General features: G+C 75.2%; 11 protein-coding genes. 2 read left to right on the top strand and 9 right to left on the bottom strand.

What is annotated here, in order from left to right; genetic code table 11:
• Positions 1-58: 58 nt before the first annotated feature.
• Positions 59-1,045, top strand: coding sequence for an AfsA-related hotdog domain-containing protein (locus C7C46_RS15690; RefSeq protein WP_110670066.1), 987 nt, complete (start codon positions 59-61; stop codon positions 1,043-1,045).
• Between the two features lie 7 nt (positions 1,046-1,052).
• Here the strand turns inward: C7C46_RS15690 and C7C46_RS15685 are convergent, their stop codons facing one another.
• Genes C7C46_RS15685 through C7C46_RS15660 form a run of 6 tightly spaced genes read right to left on the bottom strand, consistent with a single transcriptional unit; the run spans position 1,053 to position 9,502 of the window.
• Positions 1,053-1,910 carry a 4'-phosphopantetheinyl transferase family protein gene (locus C7C46_RS15685; protein ID WP_110670064.1) on the bottom strand — a complete coding sequence of 286 codons (858 nt, stop codon included), beginning with the start codon at positions 1,908-1,910 and terminating at the stop codon, positions 1,053-1,055.
• Positions 1,910-2,929 carry a 3-oxoacyl-[acyl-carrier-protein] synthase III C-terminal domain-containing protein gene (locus tag C7C46_RS15680; RefSeq protein WP_110670062.1) on the bottom strand — a complete coding sequence of 340 codons (1,020 nt, stop codon included), beginning with the start codon at positions 2,927-2,929 and terminating at the stop codon, positions 1,910-1,912. The genes C7C46_RS15685 and C7C46_RS15680 overlap by 1 nt, the downstream gene beginning before the upstream one ends.
• Before the next feature lie 5 nt (positions 2,930-2,934).
• Positions 2,935-5,676, bottom strand: coding sequence for a type I polyketide synthase (locus C7C46_RS15675; protein WP_110670061.1), 2,742 nt, complete (start codon positions 5,674-5,676; stop codon positions 2,935-2,937).
• A complete protein-coding gene (locus tag C7C46_RS15670; RefSeq protein WP_110670059.1) occupies positions 5,676-5,963 on the bottom strand; it encodes an acyl carrier protein in 288 nt (95 codons plus the stop codon). Before C7C46_RS15670 ends, C7C46_RS15675 begins: the two co-directional genes overlap by 1 nt.
• Positions 5,964-5,981: 18 nt before the next feature.
• A complete protein-coding gene (locus C7C46_RS15665) occupies positions 5,982-7,724 on the bottom strand; it encodes an acyl-CoA dehydrogenase family protein (RefSeq protein WP_110670057.1) in 1,743 nt (580 codons plus the stop codon).
• Complete coding sequence (locus tag C7C46_RS15660) at positions 7,724-9,502, bottom strand: fatty acyl-AMP ligase (RefSeq protein ID WP_110670055.1); 1,779 nt, start codon at positions 9,500-9,502, stop codon at positions 7,724-7,726. Before C7C46_RS15660 ends, C7C46_RS15665 begins: the two co-directional genes overlap by 1 nt.
• 159 nt (positions 9,503-9,661) lie before the next feature.
• On the opposite strand from C7C46_RS15660, the gene C7C46_RS37325 reads away from it, so the two are divergent.
• Positions 9,662-12,271, top strand: a complete 2,610-nt coding sequence (locus tag C7C46_RS37325; protein WP_110670054.1) for an AfsR/SARP family transcriptional regulator — start codon at positions 9,662-9,664, stop codon at positions 12,269-12,271.
• Positions 12,272-12,452: 181 nt separating this feature from the next.
• Here C7C46_RS37325 and C7C46_RS15650 read toward each other — a convergent pair whose 3' ends face one another.
• The 3 genes from C7C46_RS15650 to C7C46_RS37320 form a co-directional block, all read right to left on the bottom strand.
• Complete coding sequence (locus C7C46_RS15650) at positions 12,453-13,208, bottom strand: thioesterase II family protein (protein ID WP_110670052.1); 756 nt, start codon at positions 13,206-13,208, stop codon at positions 12,453-12,455.
• Positions 13,209-13,289: 81 nt separating this feature from the next.
• Positions 13,290-13,883 carry a Mur ligase family protein gene (locus tag C7C46_RS15645; RefSeq protein WP_110670050.1) on the bottom strand — a complete coding sequence of 198 codons (594 nt, stop codon included), beginning with the start codon at positions 13,881-13,883 and terminating at the stop codon, positions 13,290-13,292.
• Positions 13,884-13,976: 93 nt separating this feature from the next.
• On the bottom strand, positions 13,977-17,099 hold the full coding sequence (locus tag C7C46_RS37320; RefSeq protein WP_181442370.1) for an AfsR/SARP family transcriptional regulator: 3,123 nt from the start codon (positions 17,097-17,099) through the stop codon (positions 13,977-13,979).
• Positions 17,100-17,243: the final 144 nt, after the last annotated feature.

Below are 17,243 nucleotides of genomic sequence, written 5' to 3'. Positions count from 1 at the left end.
CGCCGGGCCGCCGGGGGCACCATGGCGGTGGGACGCGCGAGCTGTGGAATGAGGGGCCATGGTGCTGGAGGGACACGGGGACGTGCTGGAACGCGGCACGGCGATCCGACACTTGGTACACCAGTCGCCCGACTGGGACCGGTACCTGCTGGACACGCCGTCCACCGGCGAGGAGCGCTTCACCCTGGCCGGGCGGATGCCGGACCACCACCCGCTCTTCAACGACGGCCCGGGCACCTTCCACGACCTCCAGGTGGTCGCCGAACTCGTTAGCGAGCTGGGCGAGTTCGTCGGCCAGCGGTACTTCGGCATCGCGACCGCGCGGACCGGCCTGTGCTACCGCTTCGACCTGGCGGTGACCGACCTGGACCGCTGGCGGGTGAGCGCGGCGGGCAACCGGCTGACCACCCGGCTGCGGGTGCTGCCGGTGCACGAGTTCGGCGGCGCGCCGCGCTCGCTGGCCTTCCACTACGAGCTGGAGATGGACGACGCGCCGTGCTGCACCGGCTCGGCGGACATCGTCTTCCTGACCCCGGTGCTCTCGCGCAGCTACAGCCGGCTCAGCCGCGGCCGGGCACTGGCCCTGCTGCAGCAGCAGGACGCGGAGGACCCGCCCCGGCTGTCCACCGAGCCGGTGGCGCCCGAGCTGGTGGGGCGCGGCAAGCCGGCCAACGTCCTGCTGGCCGAGCCGACCGTGCTGGCCGGGCCCCGGCTGGTGGCCCAGGTGCTGGTGCCCGAGGCGCACCCGGCCTTCCCCGAGCAGCAGCACACCCCGGGGCTGCTGCTGCTGGAGGCGGTGCGGCAGGCCGCGCTGCTGGCGGCCGGGCGACTGCGCGGACTGAACCCCGGATACAGCACGCTGGCCGGGGTGCGGATGCACCACCGCGGCTACGCCGAGCCGGACCTGCCGCTGCGCTGCGCGGTGCAGGCGGGCGCACTGGAGCGGGACACCACCGGGCGACCGGTGGTGCCCCTGACGCTCACCCTGACCCAGCACGGACGCACCGTCGCACAGGCCGGCGCGACGGTGGTGCAGGATCTGTGACGGCCCGTCAGCTGCGCTGCCGGGCCAGCTCCTCCGCGATGGCGGCCACCGCCTCCTCGTCGAGCATATTGTCGAAGTCGGTGTGCCGCAGCCGGCCGAAGCCGGCGTCGTACACCGCGGCGGAGACCACGTACTCGTCCAGCCCGAAGGTGCGGAAGCCCCACTCCTGGCCGGTTCCCGGGGTGCCGTCCGGCCGGTTCACCTGCACCGGGCGGTCGTCCGGGCCGAAGCCGAACTCGGTGAAGCGGAACGCCATGCCCTGGGCGATCGCCTTGCTGTAGGCCTCCTTGAGGGTCCACAGGCGCAGCAGCGCCTGGTTGGCGTCCCGGCCGCGGCCCACCTCCTCGGCCAGCAGCCGCATCTCGTCCTGGGTGCAGACGTGCCGGCCCATGCCCTTGGCGTACAGCTGCCGGTCGGCCCGCTCGGCGTCCACCCCGATCAGTCCCCGGGTGGTCAGCCCGACCAGCAGCAGGTCGTCGGTGTGGCTGAGGCTGACGTCCACCTGGTCGCAGCCGCGCAGGTACGGGCGGCCGGTGGGGCCGTAGCTGAGCTCCACGTCGGCCGGGTCGCCGGCGCCCAGCGACTTGCCGGCCGCGTACTTGAGCAGCAGCCGGGTGGCCGCGAACCGGTCCCGCAGCTGTTCGTGGGCGATGTCCAGGTACTTGCTCCAGTCCCGGCCGAGCAGCCGGCGCAGCTCCGGGCCCTCCGGTTCGGGCGGGCGCCAGTGCGGCAGCCGGGCGTGGATCAGCACCGTGCCCTGGGTGGCCAGGTCCGCCACCACCGGGGACCAGTCGTCGTCCCGGTGCCGGATCAGCCGGGCCTCGGGGATCACCGGGGGCAGCTCCGGCAGCGTGCCGCCCGCCATCAGACCCGCTCCAGTGCCAGGCCGGCCTTGATCCACTTGCTGGACTCCACCACGATCGCCAGCGCCCGCTCCTTCTCCTGCAGCTGCGGCATCAGCTCGGCCAGTTGGAGGAACGGCATGGCGTTGCCGGTGTTGCCGGTCCGGTCCACGCAGGAGACCTCCTTGACGCCCTCGATGCCCAGGTGGTCGACGATCCGCTGGGTCATCCGGCCGGACAGCTGCGGCGGGAGCAGGTAGTCGATGTCGGCGGCCGACCAGCCCAGCCCGTCCAGCAGCTCCCAGAGGATCTCCACCGACATCTGCGGCAGGCTCTCCTCGATCGCCTTGTAGTCCTCGTAGAGCATCGGCCGCTCGGTGTCCCGGTCGGCCGCGCCGTACCAGTCGACCACCTGGCCGGTGGGCCGGCCGCGGCCGGTGAAGCGGTTGAGCACCGCGCGCAGCGCCACCCGCTCCCCCGCCGGCTCGGCGCTGAGCACCGCGGCGCCCGCCCCGTCCCCGAACAGCACGTAGTTCACCAGCTCGTCGGTGGGCAGACGACTGATGTTCTTGCGCACATCCAGGTGCTTGCTGGTCACGTCGCCGCCGATCACCAGGCCGTGCCGGTGGCCGGCCGCGATCAGCGAGCGGCCCAGCTCAAGCACCTGGACCGCTCCGGAGCAGCCCGCCTGGACCTGGTAGACCGGCAGGTGGTTGAACTGCAGGGTGTCGGCCACCTCGGCGGCCGTGGTGGGCAGCAGGGTGTCGGGCGTGGTGCTGGAGACCACCAGGAAGTCCATGTCGGCCCCGGACAGGCCGCTGGACTCGAGCGCCCAGTGGCCGGCCTCGGCGCACAGGTCGGCCAGCCGGTAGCGCACCTCGCCGGTCTCCAGGTCCCGGGCGAAGTGGCGGGTTCTGGTGCCGACGAAGATGTCCACCCACTCGTCACTGACCCCGAAGTGCCTGCCGAGCTCCGTGTTGTCCACGGGTTTGCCCGGCAGGGCGGTGCCGACACCGGCGAGGTAGGTCGGCTTCTGACTCATGATCGCTAACTCCTTCCGGGGAGCGAGGGCGCGGCCACCTGGACGGTGATCCACTCGTTGAGGAACTCCGCGATGGTGGCCACCGAGTGGAGGGCCGGCAGCAGTTGCTGCACCGAGATGTCCGCCATCTGCGGCATCCTGGCCTCCAGCACGTCCTTGAGCTGCATGAGCATCACGGAGTCGAATCCGAGATCCTGGTAGAGGCGGGTCGCCGGGGTGACCCGGTCGGCCTCGTAGGCGCCCACCTCGCGGACCGCCTCGATCACCAACCGGGTGACCGGATCGACCTGCTGGGCGGCCATCACCAGGCTCTGCGCGATGGTGCGCGGAGCCCCGGCGGCGGCCGGCGCCGCCGCGGGAGCCGGCTGCGAGCTGGCCCAGGACCGCTTCCAGTAGCGGGTCTCGGCGCTGAAGGCGTACGGCAGCAGCCTTTCCAGGGTGCGGTGTTCGGCCGGGTAGCAGGCCTCCCAGGCCGGGTCCAGGCCGGCCAGGTAGAGCTCGGCCACCAGGTCGGCCAGCGCGGCCGCGCCCGCACCGGGCTCCGGCGAGGCGGACAGCAGCCGCCCGCCCTCCGCCAGGTCGGCGCCGGCCAGCTGGTCCAGCAGGTCGATCCGGGCGCCGATCTCCACCACGTGACTGGGCGTCAGGGCCGCGTTCAGCGCGGCGAACGCCTCGTGGAAGTGGACCGCGGTGAAGGCCTGGGCGCTCCAGTACGCCGCGTCCAACTGCTCGTCCACCAGCAGCCGCCCGTACAGCGTGGAGGCGAACGGCAGCGCGGGGGCGGCCGGCGTCACGGTGCGCGCGACCGAGGCGAAGTCGCCGCGCTCGGGCAGCGCGTGGGCGGCCAGCAGCCGGGCCGCCGCGTCCAGGTCCAGCGCGCCGGCGTGCACGGCGGCGGCGTACTCGCCGACCCCGTGGCCGAGCACCCCGGCCGGGTGCACCCCGAGCTCGCGCAGCGTGCCGGCCAGCGCGTAGCCGACCGCGAACTGGGCGGGCCGGGCCAGCGGGCCGCGGGCGGCCCGCTCGTCGCCGGCCAGCAGCAGGTCGCGCACCCCGACCCCCAGGTACGGGCCGAGCGCCGCGTCCGCCTCGCCGAGCAGCCGGCGGTAGACCTCGTGCTCGGCGTAGAGCCGGGCGGTCATCCCGGCGCAGGCCGCGCCCTCGCCGCTGAACAGGAAGACGGTGACCGGGCCGCGCCCGGGCCGCACGGCCACGCCCGCCCGCAGCAACTCGTCCTCGGCGGCCGCGCGCAGCTTCTCGGCCAGCTCCACGGTGTCCCCGGCCACCACCGCGGCCCGGTAGGCCAGCCCGGTCTTGACCCGGTTGCTGCTCCAGCACAGCGGGGCGGCCTCCCCGCGCGGGCGGCGGCCGATCGCCTCGGCCGCGGCGGTCAGGTTGCGGCGCAGCGCCTCGGGGGTGTCGGCGGTCAGCGTGAACACCCCGCAGCCCACCGGACCGTCCACCCGGCGCGGGCGGCGCACCGGCTCGGGGCGGGGCGCGCTGGCCAGCACCACGTGCGCGTTGGTGCCGCCGATGCCGAAGCTGCTCACCCCGGCCAGCACCTCCTGCCCGCCGAGCCGCAGCGGCGCCTTGAGCAGGCTCAGCCCCCGGTCGGCCAGACGCAGTTGAGGGTTCTCCTGGTGGCCGAAGCGGGTGGCCGGCACCATCCGGTGGCGCAGGCTGAGCGCGGTCTTGATCAGCCCGGCGATCCCGGCGGCCCCCTCGGCGTGGCCCAGGTTCCCCTTCACCGAACCGATCGCGCAGGGCAGTTCGCGCTCGATGCCGTGCACCAGGCCGAGCGCGCGGACCTCCAGCATGTCGCCGAGCACGGTGCCGGTGCCGTGGGTCTCCACGAACCGGATCTGATCGGGCGTCACTCCGGCGCGCCGGTAAGCGGATTCGAGCACCGCCTGCTGGGCCCACGGGTTGGGCGCGGTGATCCCGTTGCTGCGCCCGTCCTGGTTGACGGCGGTGCCCCGGATCACCGCGTAGACGGGCTGCTGGTCGGCGAGCGCGTCGTCCAGCCGGCGCAGCGCCACCAGGCCGACCCCGTCGCTGCGCACGATGCCGTCCGCCTCGGCGCCGAACGGCAGGCAGCGGCCCTGTGCCGAGGCCAGGCCCAGGTGGCCGTAGACCACGCCGAGCGAGGGGGTGAGCACCAGGTTGGCCCCGCCGGCCAGCGCCAGGTCGCACTCGCCGGACAGCAGCGAGTTGACCGCCAGGTGGACCGCGACCAGCGAGGAGGAGCAGGCGGTGTCCACCACCAGGCTGGGCCCGGTCAGGCCCAGGTGGTGGGAGATCCGGTTGGCGGCCATCGCGACCGTGCTGCCGACCCCGAACTGGGCGTTGACCCGGGTGTGGTCGGGCAGGTGCAGCTGGGCCCACTCGCTGCCCATGGTGCCGACGAAGACGCCCACACCCTGGCCGGTCAGCGAGCGCGGCGCCCGCCCGGCGTCCTCCAGCGCCCGCCAGGCGCACTGCAGCAGCAGCCGTTGCTGCGGGTCCATCGCGGCCGCCTCGCGCGGGGCGATCGCGAAGAAGGCGTTGTCGAAGACGTCCGGGGCGGCCAGGAAGCCGCCCTGGGTCATCGCGCCCCGGCTGCCGCCGGCCACCTCGCGCGGGTCCCAGCGCTGCTCCGGGATCGGGCCGACCGCCTCCGCGCCGCGCATCAGCAGGTCCCAGTAGGCCTCCGGATCGGGTGCGCCCGGGAAGGCGCAGTCCAGGCCGACGATCGCGACGGCCGGCATCAGTCGTCCACTCCGACCGGGACCGCTTGCAGCGCGGCCAGGTGCACCACCAGTTCGTCGATGGTCGGCCGCTCCCAGACCAGGATCGGGTCGACGTAGATCTTCAGCTCGTCCTCCAGGTCGCCGCACAGGCTCAGCGCGTCCACCGAGCTCATCCCGTACTCGGCCAGCGGCACCTGCGGGTCCAGCTCGACCGCGGTCTTGCCCAGGTAGCCGCAGAGCCGCTGGACCAGCCACTCGCGCATCGCGGCCTCGGCCGCGTCCTTCCCGATGATCGACTCGTGCATGGTCAACGCTCCTTCGGCTCAGCCGGCGACGGGGGTGTTGTAGAGGTCGAAGCTGCGGCGGTCGCCGAACCGGGCCAGCACCTCGTGGTGGACCCGGGTCTGGCACTCGGCCGGCAGCTCGGGGACCCGGGCGCCCAGCGCCCGGGCGATCTTGCGCAGCGCCAGCACCGCCCAGGCCGGCGAGGCCAGGAACGGGTCGCGGTCGTCCTGCTGGTGCCACCACCAGACGCCGACCACGGCGGCGGCGGCCAGCACCAGGGAGTACCGCTCGGACAGCGCGAAGGCGCCGGGGCCCACCGGGGTGCCGTGCGCGGGCACCGGCAGTGCCAGCAGCCGGTCCCGCAGGTCGCGCAGCTCCTCGGTCAGCTCGCGCACCAGGGTCGCGAAGACCCGCAGCAGCGGGGTGTTGCCCGGCAGCGCCGAGGCGACCGCGACCAGCACGGCGGCCAGCGAGTCGTGGCCCGAGGCGATGTCCAGCTCCTGGTAGCGGAACGGGCCGAGCTCGTCGCCGGGGCGGAAAAGCTCCGGCGGCGCCTCCTGGTCGTTGAACCAGGAGTGCCGGGCCAGCCCGCGCAGCTGAGGCAGCAGGGTGGCCTGGCAGGCGACCGAGCCGGCGTGCCCCAGGGTGATCACCTGAAGGTCCCTCAGGTGCTTCTGGAACGCGCCCAGGGTGCCCTCGCGCACGTACAGCTGGGAGCCGAGCACGATCGACAGGTCGTACATGGTGGTGCCCAGCACCCGGGGCAGCAGGTACTTCACCGCCGCCGAGTACAGGCTGGTCTGACCCGGCAGCAGGTGCACCGCCCGGGTGGCCACCATCGCCAGCGCGTCGAACAGCAGCAGGTCCACGAAGGCGCCGGAGAGCGCGCCGGCGGTGCGCTGCGGGTCCAGTGCCTCACGGCCCGAGGGGCGCGAGCCGTCCTCGTACTGGCAGCGCACCGCGATCCGCAGCGAGGCGTCCACCGCGCCCACCGCCAGGGCGGCGGCCAGCGTGCGGCTGATCTGGAAGGAGCGCAGTGCGGTGGTCAGCCCGCTGCCCTCGGGGCCGAGCAGCCGGTCCCGGCTCACCCAGTTGCCCGCGCCCAGCTCCAGCCCGGCCCACTGGCAGCCGCGCATGCCCACCGCCGGCGGGTACGGGCGGACGGTGAACTCCCCCGGCAGCTCGGCCGGGTCGATCAGCATCACCGAGTGGCTGCGGCTGCCCTGCTCGTGGCCGCGGCAGAACAGCGCGACCGCCCCGGCCCGGGCCAGGTTGTTGATCATCGGCTTGGTGCCGCCGAGCAGGAAGCCACCGCCCGCCGGGGTGGCCCGGATCTCGCTGCGCACCAGGTCGTTGGAGTGGGCGGTCTCGTGCTGGGCGATGGAGACCTTGCCGCCGGCCAGCAGCAGCTCGGCCACCCGGGCCCGCTGCCGCTCGGTGCCGGCCATCCACACGTCGCTGGCGCCCATGAAGGACATGAAGCCGTAGCCCATGCCGGTCGACACGTCGCGGCGGAAGACCGGGCGCATCACCCGTACCAGGGTGTCCACCGAGTCCAGCCGGCCGCCCAGCGCGGTCGGCACGTACTCGGCGCTCATCCCGAACTCGTCCAGCAGGCCCTCGGCCTCGTGGCACAGCTCGGCCCGCCGGTCGGCCTCCAGCAGCCGGGTGTAGCCGACCGGGTTGGCCGGCTCGGTGGGGTCGCCCAGCAGCTCCTCCAGCCGGGCCACCCGCTCCGGCACGGCCAGCTCGCCGGTCGGCCGGTGCAGCGCGGTGCCCATCACTGCCACGCCCCCAGACCCGCCAGCTCGCCCGGCCGCACCAGGGCCCGCACCTCGGGCTCGAGGATCTCGTAGGCGCCGGTCAGCTCGCCCAGCAGGAACCGCTCCCGGGTGCGGGTGCGGCGGATCTTTCCGCTGGTGGTGCGGGCCACCGAACCCGGCTTGACCAGCAGCACGTTGGCCGCCGGGATGGCGAACTCGCGCCCGATCAGCGCCTGTACGGCGGTCGCCTTCTCGCGCAGCCGGCTCCAGTCCGCCTCGCCCGCGCGCACCTCCTGGACGATTACCAGCCGTTCCACGCCGGCATCCACGGTGAACGCGGCGCCGAACGAGAAGGCCGGGCCGAGCTCGCGGATCGCCCACTCGATGTCCTGCGGGAACAGGTTGCGGCCGTTGATGATGATGGTCTCCTTGAGCCGCCCGGTGACGTACAGCCGGTCCTGCTCGTCCACCGTGCCCAGGTCGCCGGTGCGCAGGAAGCCGCCGGCCACCGGGGTGAGCGGGTGCTCGACGGTGGCGTGGAAGGTCAGCCGGCTCTCGTTGGGGCGGTGCCAGTAGCCCTGGGCCACGCTGTCGCCGCCCACCCAGATCTCGCCCACCTCGCCGGGGGCCAGCTCGGCCCGGCTGACCGGGTCGACGATCCGCACGTCCAGGTCGACCACCCGGCCCACCGACACCACCGGACGGGTCGCCGCCCCCTCGGCGGCCGGGGTGAGCCGGCCCCGCTCCAGGGCCGCGGCGTCGGCCGCCAACTCGGTGGCGGCCTCCCCGGGCACCGGACCGGAGACCATCAGCGTGGCCTCGGCCAGCCCGTAGCAGGGGTAGAGCGCCTCGGGCCGCAGGCCGTTCTCGGCGAACCGGGCGGCGAACGCCTCCAGCGTGCTGGAGCGCACCGGCTCGGCGCCGTTGAAGGCCAGCCGCCAGCTGGACAGGTCCAGCCCCTGCTGCTGGGCCGGGGTGATCCGGCGCAGGCACAGGTCGTAGCAGAAGTTGGGGCCGCCGCCCGCGGTCACCCCGTAGTCGGAGATCGCCTTGAGCCAGCGCACCGGGCGCTTGAGGAAGCTGGTCGGCGAGAGCTGCACCGCCTGGCCGCCGACGAACAGCGGGTGCAGCAGGTGCAGGATCAGGCCCATGTCGTGGAAGTGCGGCAGCCAGCCGCCCAGCACGTCGCGCTCGGTGGTGCCCATCGACTGCTGGATCACCTGCTGATTGGCGATCAGGTTGGCGTGCGAGACCATCACCCCGCGCGGGTCGGCGGTGGACCCGGAGGTGTACTGCAGGAAGGCCAGCTCGTCGGCGCCGGTGCGCACCGGCTGCCAGGCCTGCGGGTCGCCGAAGCCGGCCGTGTCGGTGGCCAGGCAGACGGTATCGGGCACCCCCTCCATGGCCAGCCAGAGCGAGATCTCCGGGGCGTGCGCGGTGTCGGTGAGGAACAGGGTGGCCCGGGTGTCGCGGATGATCCCGCCCAGCCGCTCCAACTGGCCGTGGCCGCTGGGCAGGGTGGCGGGCACCGCGACCGCCCCGGCGTACAGGCAGCCGAGGAAGGCCTGGAGGAACTGCGGGCCGGCCGGGTAGAGCAGCACCACCGGCTGGCCCTTGACGCCGTAGCCCTGGATCCGGTGCGCGATCCGGCGCGCCGCGGTGTCCAGTTCGGCGTAGCTGCTCTGCTCCGGTACCAGCTCGCCGTCCCGCTCGCGCAGGAAGACGTGGGCCACGGTGTCGGCGGCGGCCTGGGCGCGCTCGCGGACCACCTCGGTGAAAGTCGACGGCTCGCGCATCAGTTCCCCCTTGGTCGTGCTCGCTCGGTCAGCATGTCCTGGCCAGCGTGCCGAGCACCCCTAAAGGGCAGCTTGCGGACCCTCGTTCGAGGCTTGGGCGGGTGAGCGGCGGCACGGTGCGCTCCTAGAGTTGCCGGGGAGAGGAAAAGGGGGGACACGATGAAGTTCCGGATCCTTGGACCGCTGGAGCTGTACCAGGACGGCGCCGAGGACACCCCGCTGACGCCGGGCGCCGCCAAGCTGCGGGTGGTCCTGGGCACGCTGCTGGCCCGGGTCAACGAGGTGGTCTCCGCCGACCGCCTGATCCACGAACTGTGGGGCGAGGTGCCGCCGCGCACGGCCGCCACCACGCTCCAGGTGTACGTCTCGCACGTGCGCAAGTTCCTGGACGCCGCCGACCCCGGCTACGGGCGGCGCGCCCTGCTCACCCGGGCCCCCGGCTACCTGATGCGGCTGGACCCGGACCAGTTGGACCTGACCGTCTTCGAGCGCCTGCACCACACCGGCCGGGCCGCGCTGGCCGCCGAGGACTACCTTCAGGCCAGCGAACTGCTGCACGGCGCGCTCACGTTGTGGCGCGGCGAACTGCTCGCCGGGACCCCGCTGGGCCCGATGCTGGAGCGGATCGCCAACCGGCTCGGCGAGCAGCGCACCACCGCACTGGAGCAGCGCTTCCGGGCCGACCTGCAACTGGGCCGGCACGCCGAGCTGATCCCCGAACTGCAGGGCGCCGCAGCCGAGCACCCGCTGCGCGAGGAGCTGCACGGGCACCTGATGACGGCGCTCTACCGGGCCGGCCGGCAGGGCGACGCGCTGCGCGCCTTCACCGAGGTCCGGCGCACCCTGGTACGGGAGTTGGCGGTCGAGCCCGGGGTGCCGCTGCGCCGGCTGCAGAGCCGGATCCTGGCCGCCGACCCCGAACTGCTGCTGCCGGAGGGAGTCGGCCCGGGCGCCCCGGCTCCGGTGCTGCGGCTGCCCCGGCAGGTGGTCGAGGCGCTGCCGCCGGCCGATCCCGCCTTCGCCGGGCGGGCCGTCGAACTCGCGCGGCTGGCCGAGCTGCTGGCCGAGGCCCGGGACCACACCGGGGTGCTGCTGACCGGCGCCTGCGGGGTCGGCAAGACCGCGCTGGCGCTGGCCGCCGCGCACGCGGCGGCGGAGCTGTTCCCCGACGGGCGCGCCTACCTCGACCTGCACCCCGGGCACCCGCTCAGCGCCGAGGAGGCCCTGGTCCGGGTGCTGCGGCTGGGCGGCGTGCCCGACCCGCTGCCCGCCGACCAGGGCGCGCTGCGCGCCCTGGTCGCCCAACTGCTGCGCGGGCGGAAGCTGCTGCTGGTGCTGGACCACGTGGCCGGCGCCGAGCAGGTCCAGCCGCTGCTGGACGCCGGGGCGATCGCGCTGGTGGTGGCCCGCCGGGCCCCCGCCGGACTGCGCGGGCTGGCGCCGCTGGCGCTGGGCGTGGTGACCGGCCCAGACGCCCGGGAACTGCTCCAACTGCCCTCCGGCGCCCCCGACGCGACCGCGATCGCCGAACACTGCGACCACCTGCCGCTGGCCCTGCGGGCGGCCGGCGCGGCGCTGGTGGCCCGCCCGCACTGGACGGCGGGCACGCTGGCCGAACGGCTGCGCGGCGAGCGGACCAGGCTGGCCACGCTGCGGATCGGCGACCCCGGCCTGACAGACCGATTGCTGACGCAGTATCAGGAAGTCGGCAAGGAGCTGCGGTCGGCGTTCCGGACGCTCGGCCTGCTGCCGGCCCAGCCGTTCGAGCTGTGGGCTGCCGCCGCCGCCCTGGACCTGGCCCCCGAGGAGGCCGAGCTGGTGCTGGAGGCACTGGTGCACGCGCACCTGCTGCGCCCCGCCGGCGCCGGGGCGGGCGGGCACCACGACCGGTACCGGCTGCCCGCGCTGCTGCGGCCGCTGGCGGTCGAGCTGCTCGGGGCGCAGCAGGGGCAGCAGGCGGAGCCGGGCGGGGAGTGCTCGGTGCTGCACCGGGTCTGCCTGGCGTACGCGGAACGGGCCGCCGAGGCGGACGAGTTGATCACTCCCGGGCGGCGCAGCCGGCCCGCCGCGGTGACCGGGCTGGTCGGCGGCCGGCCGCTGGACTGGTTCGCCCGCGAGCGGCGGGCACTGACCGAGGTGCTGCGGGCCGCGCACGCCGCCGGCCTGTGGGCGGTCACCGAGGAGCTGGCGGAGAGCCTGACCGGCTACCTGGAGACCTGCGCCGCCTGGGAGGACTGGGAGAAGGTGCAGCGGCTCGCCCTGGACGCCGCCGGGCACCTGGCGGACGAGCGCGGGCGGGCCGGCGCGCTCCGCTCGCTGGCCGACCTGGCCTGGCAGCAGGGCCACCTGGAGTCGGCGGCGGACCTGTACCAGCAGGCCAGGCAGGCCGCCGCCCGCTCCGGCGACCAGCGCCAGCTGGGGCGGATCCTGGTGGGGCTGGGCGACGTCCAGCTCAGCCTGGGCGAGTTCGGCGAGGCGGGCGAACTGCTGGACCTGGCGCTCGCGGTGGCCACCGAGCACGAGGACACCCGGGGCCGGTACGACGCGCTGCGCGCACTAGCCCTGCTGGCCCGCTCCCCCGGGGGCGGCGGCCCGGCCGAGGCGGAACGCCGGCTCACCGAGTGCGTCGAGCTGGCCCACCGCCTGCGCGACCGCCGCCTGGACGCCTACGCCCGCCGCATCCTGCGCGAACTGCGCACCGAGGACGCGGGACCGGGCCTGGAGGTCCGCCCGGGCGTCTGGCGCCTCGCGGCGGGGGCCACGGGCTGAGGGGCCGGTCCCGGGTCCCGTCCGGCCCGCGGGGCTCGCTCGAGGCCTGGAGGGCCCGGCGGCCCCGCTGTGCTCCTGGCCGCGGGTCCCCGGAGCACGGCGCGAGAGCCCCGGGCGCAGGGCGGGCCGGCGCCGGGAGGTGGGTTCCCGGGGCCGGCCCGCGTGGGTGGGGAGGTGGCTGCTACTGGGCCGTCACCAGGTCGCGCAGCTCGGTGCGGAGCAGCTCCAGCACCGCCGGGGCCTGCGCGTTCAGGTAGAAGTGCCCGCCGGCGTACACCTTGAGCGTGAACGGCCCCGTGGTGTGCCCGGCCCAGGCGCCCGCCTCGTCCAGGGTGACCTGCGGGTCGTCGTCCCCGGTCAGTGCGTAGACCGGGCAGCTGAGCCGGGTGTCCCCGGACCAGCGGTAGGTCTCCGCCAGCCGGTAGTCCGCCCGCACCGAGGGCAGCACCATCCGCACGATGTCCGGGTCCCCGAAGACCTGCTCGTCGGTCCCGGCCAGCTTCTTGATGTCCGCGATCAGCCCGTCGTCGTCCTTCAGGTGCACGTTCTCGTCCCGGAACCGGCTCGGTGCCCGGCGCCCGGAGGCGAACAGCGCGGCGGGCACCAGCCCGCGCGCCTCCAGCCGTTCGGCCACCTCGAACGCCACCGAGGCGCCCAGGCTGTGCCCGAACAGTGCGAACGGCTTGTCCGTCCAGCCGTCCAGCTCCCGCACCACCGCGTCGGCCAGCTCGCCCACGGTGGCCGCGTTCGGCTCGTGCCGGCGGTCCTGCCGGCCGGGGTACTGGACCGCCAGCACGTCCAGCTCCGGCGACAGCGCCCGCGACACCGGAAAGTAGTAAGAGGCCGACCCCCCGGCGTGCGGGAAGCAGATCAGCCGCGTCGGCGCCGCCGGCGCCGGGTGGAACCGACGGATCCACGCTCCGAGCTCTTCGCCCATGTCCGCTCGACATCCCTTCTGATGGCAGTCTGACGCCGATTCAAGCACCGCGCGCCGCCGCACCGGGATGCCGTCGGACCCCTAGAACGCCGCTCCGGCACCCCAGTCGGTGCCGAGCGCGCCGGCCACCCGGCCCAGCTCCAGGCCCAGCCCGAGGCCCACCGCGGCGGCGGCGGTCGCGTTGAACACCTGGCAGGCCCCGGGCCGGTCCAGCCGCACCGGGGCGCCGGCCCCGTGCGGGTCGGTGAGGGTGAAGGCGGCCCGCCCGGCGGGGTCCAGCCGGACCCCGACCGCGCGCACGTCCCCGTCCGTGCGGCCGAAGGTGAGCACCGGCGCGCTGCTGCGGGCGGCGAGCGCGCGGGCGTACGGGTCGTCGGCGTTGAGCACCGCCAGGCCGTCGGGCGGCAGGGTGTCGAGCAGTTCGCCGATCGCCTCGGCGGCCCGCTGCTTGCCGTGCCCGGTGCAGCCCACGTTGAGCACCACGGCCACCCGGGGCGCACCGGCCGCGGCGAGGGAGGTGGTGGCCGTGGTGGCAGCGCCGAGCAGCCGGGCGAGCAGGGCGGCGGTGCTGCGTTTGCCCAGGGCGCCGGTCACCGCGACCACCACCGGATCGCCCGGTGCGGGGGTGCAGACCACGGCGAGCTCGGGCGGTGCGATGGCCTCACGCGGCGTCATGCGGTCACCCCACCACACCCCCGCGCGTGTCGCCCGCCGACCGCCCCCGCCCGGGCGAGCCGGCTCCGCGCGCCTGCCGGGGCCCGTACCGCGCTACGCCGGCCCCGGGCAGCACCCCGCCGCAGCCAGCTCCGCCGCCTCCGGCACGCCCAGCGCCCGGTAGCCCGCCAGGGCGGTGCGGTGGTACTCACGGGCCGCCGACTCCTCGCCCAGCCGGTGCAGCGCGGCGCCCAGGTTCTCCTGCACCCGGGCGGCCTCGTACGGGTCGCCGGAGCGCACCACCAGTTCCAGCGCGGCCTGGTGCTCCGTCACCGCCTGGTCCGGCAGGCCCGCCTCGCACAGCGTCTGGCCCAGGTTGGTGTGGGCCTCGGCCAGCACCAGCGCGCCCTCCAGCCGCTGGGCGACCGCCAGCGACTCGCGGTGCCGGGCCAGCGCCCGGTCCAGCTCGCCGCGGGTGCGGTGCACGTTGCCGAGGTTGCCCAGCGCGATCGCCTCGCCGGCCCCCTCCTCGATCTCCCGGGCCAGCTCCAGCGACTGCTCGAACAGCTCGACGGCCCGGTCCAGTTCACCGCGCCGCTGGTGCACCAGGCCCAGGTTGTCCAGGGTGGTCGCCTCGCCGGCCCGGTCGTTGCCCTCGCGGTCCAGGTCCAGCGCGCGCCGGTGGTGCTCCAGCGCCTCGTCCAGCCGGCCGAGCCGGCGGCAGAGCACGCCCAGGTTGTCCCGGACGATGCTGACCCCGATCCGGTCCTCCAGCCGCTCCTTGATCACCAGCGCCTCGCCGAGCCGCTCCAACGCCTCGGCGTACCGGCCCTGCCGGCGCAGGATCACGCCGACGTTGGTCAGCGCGGTGCCCTCCTGCACCTGGGCGCCCAGCTCCCGGGCCTGGGCCAGCGCCTGCTCGAAGTGCGCCAGCCCCTCCTCGAGCCGCCCGCCGCGCCCGAGCGCCACGCCGATGTTGAGCAGTGTCGCGGTGCGCCCGAACGAGGGCGGCAGCCCCTCGGCGACCCGCAGCGACTCGTGCAGGTGCGCCAACGCCTGCTCGTACCGCCCCTGGTGCAGCACGATCAGCCCGAGGAAGCGCAGCGCTTCGGCCTGCGCCGCCGGGTCGCCCAGGGTGCGGGCGGCGGCCAGCGCGGCGGTGTGCACGGCCAGCGCGTCGCGGTAGTGCGCGCCGCGCTCCAGGTAGCGGGCCAGGAGCGGGGACAGGTCGCGCTGGTGGCCGGGGAAGTCGGCCAGCCCGCTGACCGCCACCAGGTTGGCCCGCTCCGCGTCCAGCCAGGCCAGCGCCTGGGCGACGTCGGCGAAGCCCGGTCCGAGCGGCTCCACCCGCGGCCGCTGCCCCTTCTCCTGCGGCACCATCGCGTCGGCCGCCGCGGCCGCCCGCCAGCGGTAGTGGTCCAGCAGCCGGCGCTGCGCGGCCTGGCGGCGGGGCGCCGGCTCCTGGGCGGTGACGGTGCGTCGGGCGTGGTCGCGCAGCAGGTCGTGCAGGCCGAACCGGTCCCGGGAGCGCTGCTGCAGCAGGTGGCAGTCGAGCAGCAGGTCCAGCAGGTCCAGCGCCTCGTCCTCGGTGCGGGCGGCCAGCGCGGCGGCGGCCGACCCGTCGGTGTCGCTGCCGGGCAGCAGGCCGAGCAGCCGGAACATCCGCTGCTGCTCGGGCTCCAACTGCTCGTAGGAGAGGGCGAAGGCGGCGCTGACCTCTCGGTGGTCGCTGTCCGGCTCGGCCCGCTCCCGGTGGGCGCGCAGCCGCCGGTTGAGGTCGGCCACGCTCCAGGCGGGACGGCTGCGCAACCGGGCCGCGGCCACCCGCAGGGCCAGCGGCAGCCGCCCGCACAGCGCGACCGCCTCGGCGAGGTCGGCGGGCGGTTCCTGGGCCTGTTGGCGGCCGGCGACCTTGACGAAGAGCGCGGCGGCGGTGGCCGGGTCCAGCACGTCCAGCGAGAGCGGGTAGACCCCGTCCAGGCCGAACAGGCGCCGGCGCGAGGTGACCAGCACCTGGCAGCGGGCGCTGCCGGGCAGCAGCGGGCGGACCTGGTCGGCGTCGAGCGCGTTGTCCAGCACGATGATCAGCGAGCGCCCGTCGCACTCGGCCCGCCACAGCGCGGCGCCCGCCTCCTCGTCCTGCGGCACCGCGGCCTCCGGCACGCCGAGCGCGGTGAGCAGCCGGGTCAGCGCCTGGGCCGGCTCCAGCGGCGGGCGGCCGGCGGTGTGGCCGTGCAGGTCGAGGAAGAGCTGGCCGTCCCGGTAGCGCCCGGCCAGGCGGTGCGCGGCGTGCACGGCCAGCGCGGTCTTGCCCACCCCCGGCATCCCGTCGATCGCCACCACCCGGGTGGCGGTGGCGCCGGGGCGGGCGTCGGTGAGCAGCTGGTGGAGCTCGCCGTCGCGGCCGGTGAAGTCGCTCAGGTCGCGCGGCAGGTCGTTGCGCGGCACACTCCCCGGGCGGGGATCGGCCGGGGCTGCGGGGGCGGCCGGATCGAGCTCCGGGTCGCCGCGCAGGATCTGCTCGTGCAGCTCGGCCAGCTCGGCGGAGGGCTCCGTGCCCAGCTCCTCGACCAGCACCGCCCGCGCGGCCCGGTACTCGGCCAGCGCCTCGCTGGGGCGGTCCGAGCGGTAGAGGGCGAGCATCAGCTGGGCCCGGAACCGCTCGTGCAAGGGCTGGTCGCGCACCAGCGTGCGCAGTTCGGCGACCAGTTGCTCGTGCAGCCCCTGGTGCAGCTCGGCCTCGATCCGCCAGCGCAGCACGTCGAGCCGGACCTGTTCCAGGTGCGCCCGGTGCGCCTCGCGCAGCTGCTCGCTGGGCACGTCCACCAGCGGTTCGCCGCGCCACAGCCGCAGCGCGGCGCTGAGCTGCTCGGCGGCGGCCGGCCACTGCTCGCTGCGGCAGGCGGCGCGGCCGGCCTTGTGGCGGGTGGCCAGCAGGTCCAGGTCCAGCTCGCCGGGTCGCACCTCGACCACGTAGCCGGGTGCCCGGGTGCGGATCCGGGCGCCGGCCTCGGCCCCCAGGGTGCGGCGCAGCCGCATCACGTGGTTGCGCAAGGTGATCAGCGCGCCCTGCGGGGGCGCGCCGTCCCAGACCGCGTCGATCAGCTCGTCGACGGTGACGATCGAGCCGGGGCGCAGCAGCAGGGCGGCCAGGATCACCCGCTGTTTGGCGGCCGGCACGGCCAGTGCCTGCTGACCGTCGTGCACGTGCAACGGACCGAGCAGCCCGAATTCCATCGAATCCCCCATGGTCACTCACGTGTCGCACTCCCGCGCGACGGCGACGCGACCGAAACGTTAACCGAGCTGGTGATTCTAGGAACAGCCGGGGACGCGGGATCAACCTCCGTGGGGAAGCGGGGTGCGGTCACGCGGCCCCGG

This window comes from Streptomyces tateyamensis, from assembly GCF_003205575.1.
Taxonomy (GTDB): domain Bacteria; phylum Actinomycetota; class Actinomycetes; order Streptomycetales; family Streptomycetaceae; genus Kitasatospora; species Kitasatospora tateyamensis.
This window is presented reverse-complemented; position numbering and strand designations above follow the sequence as displayed.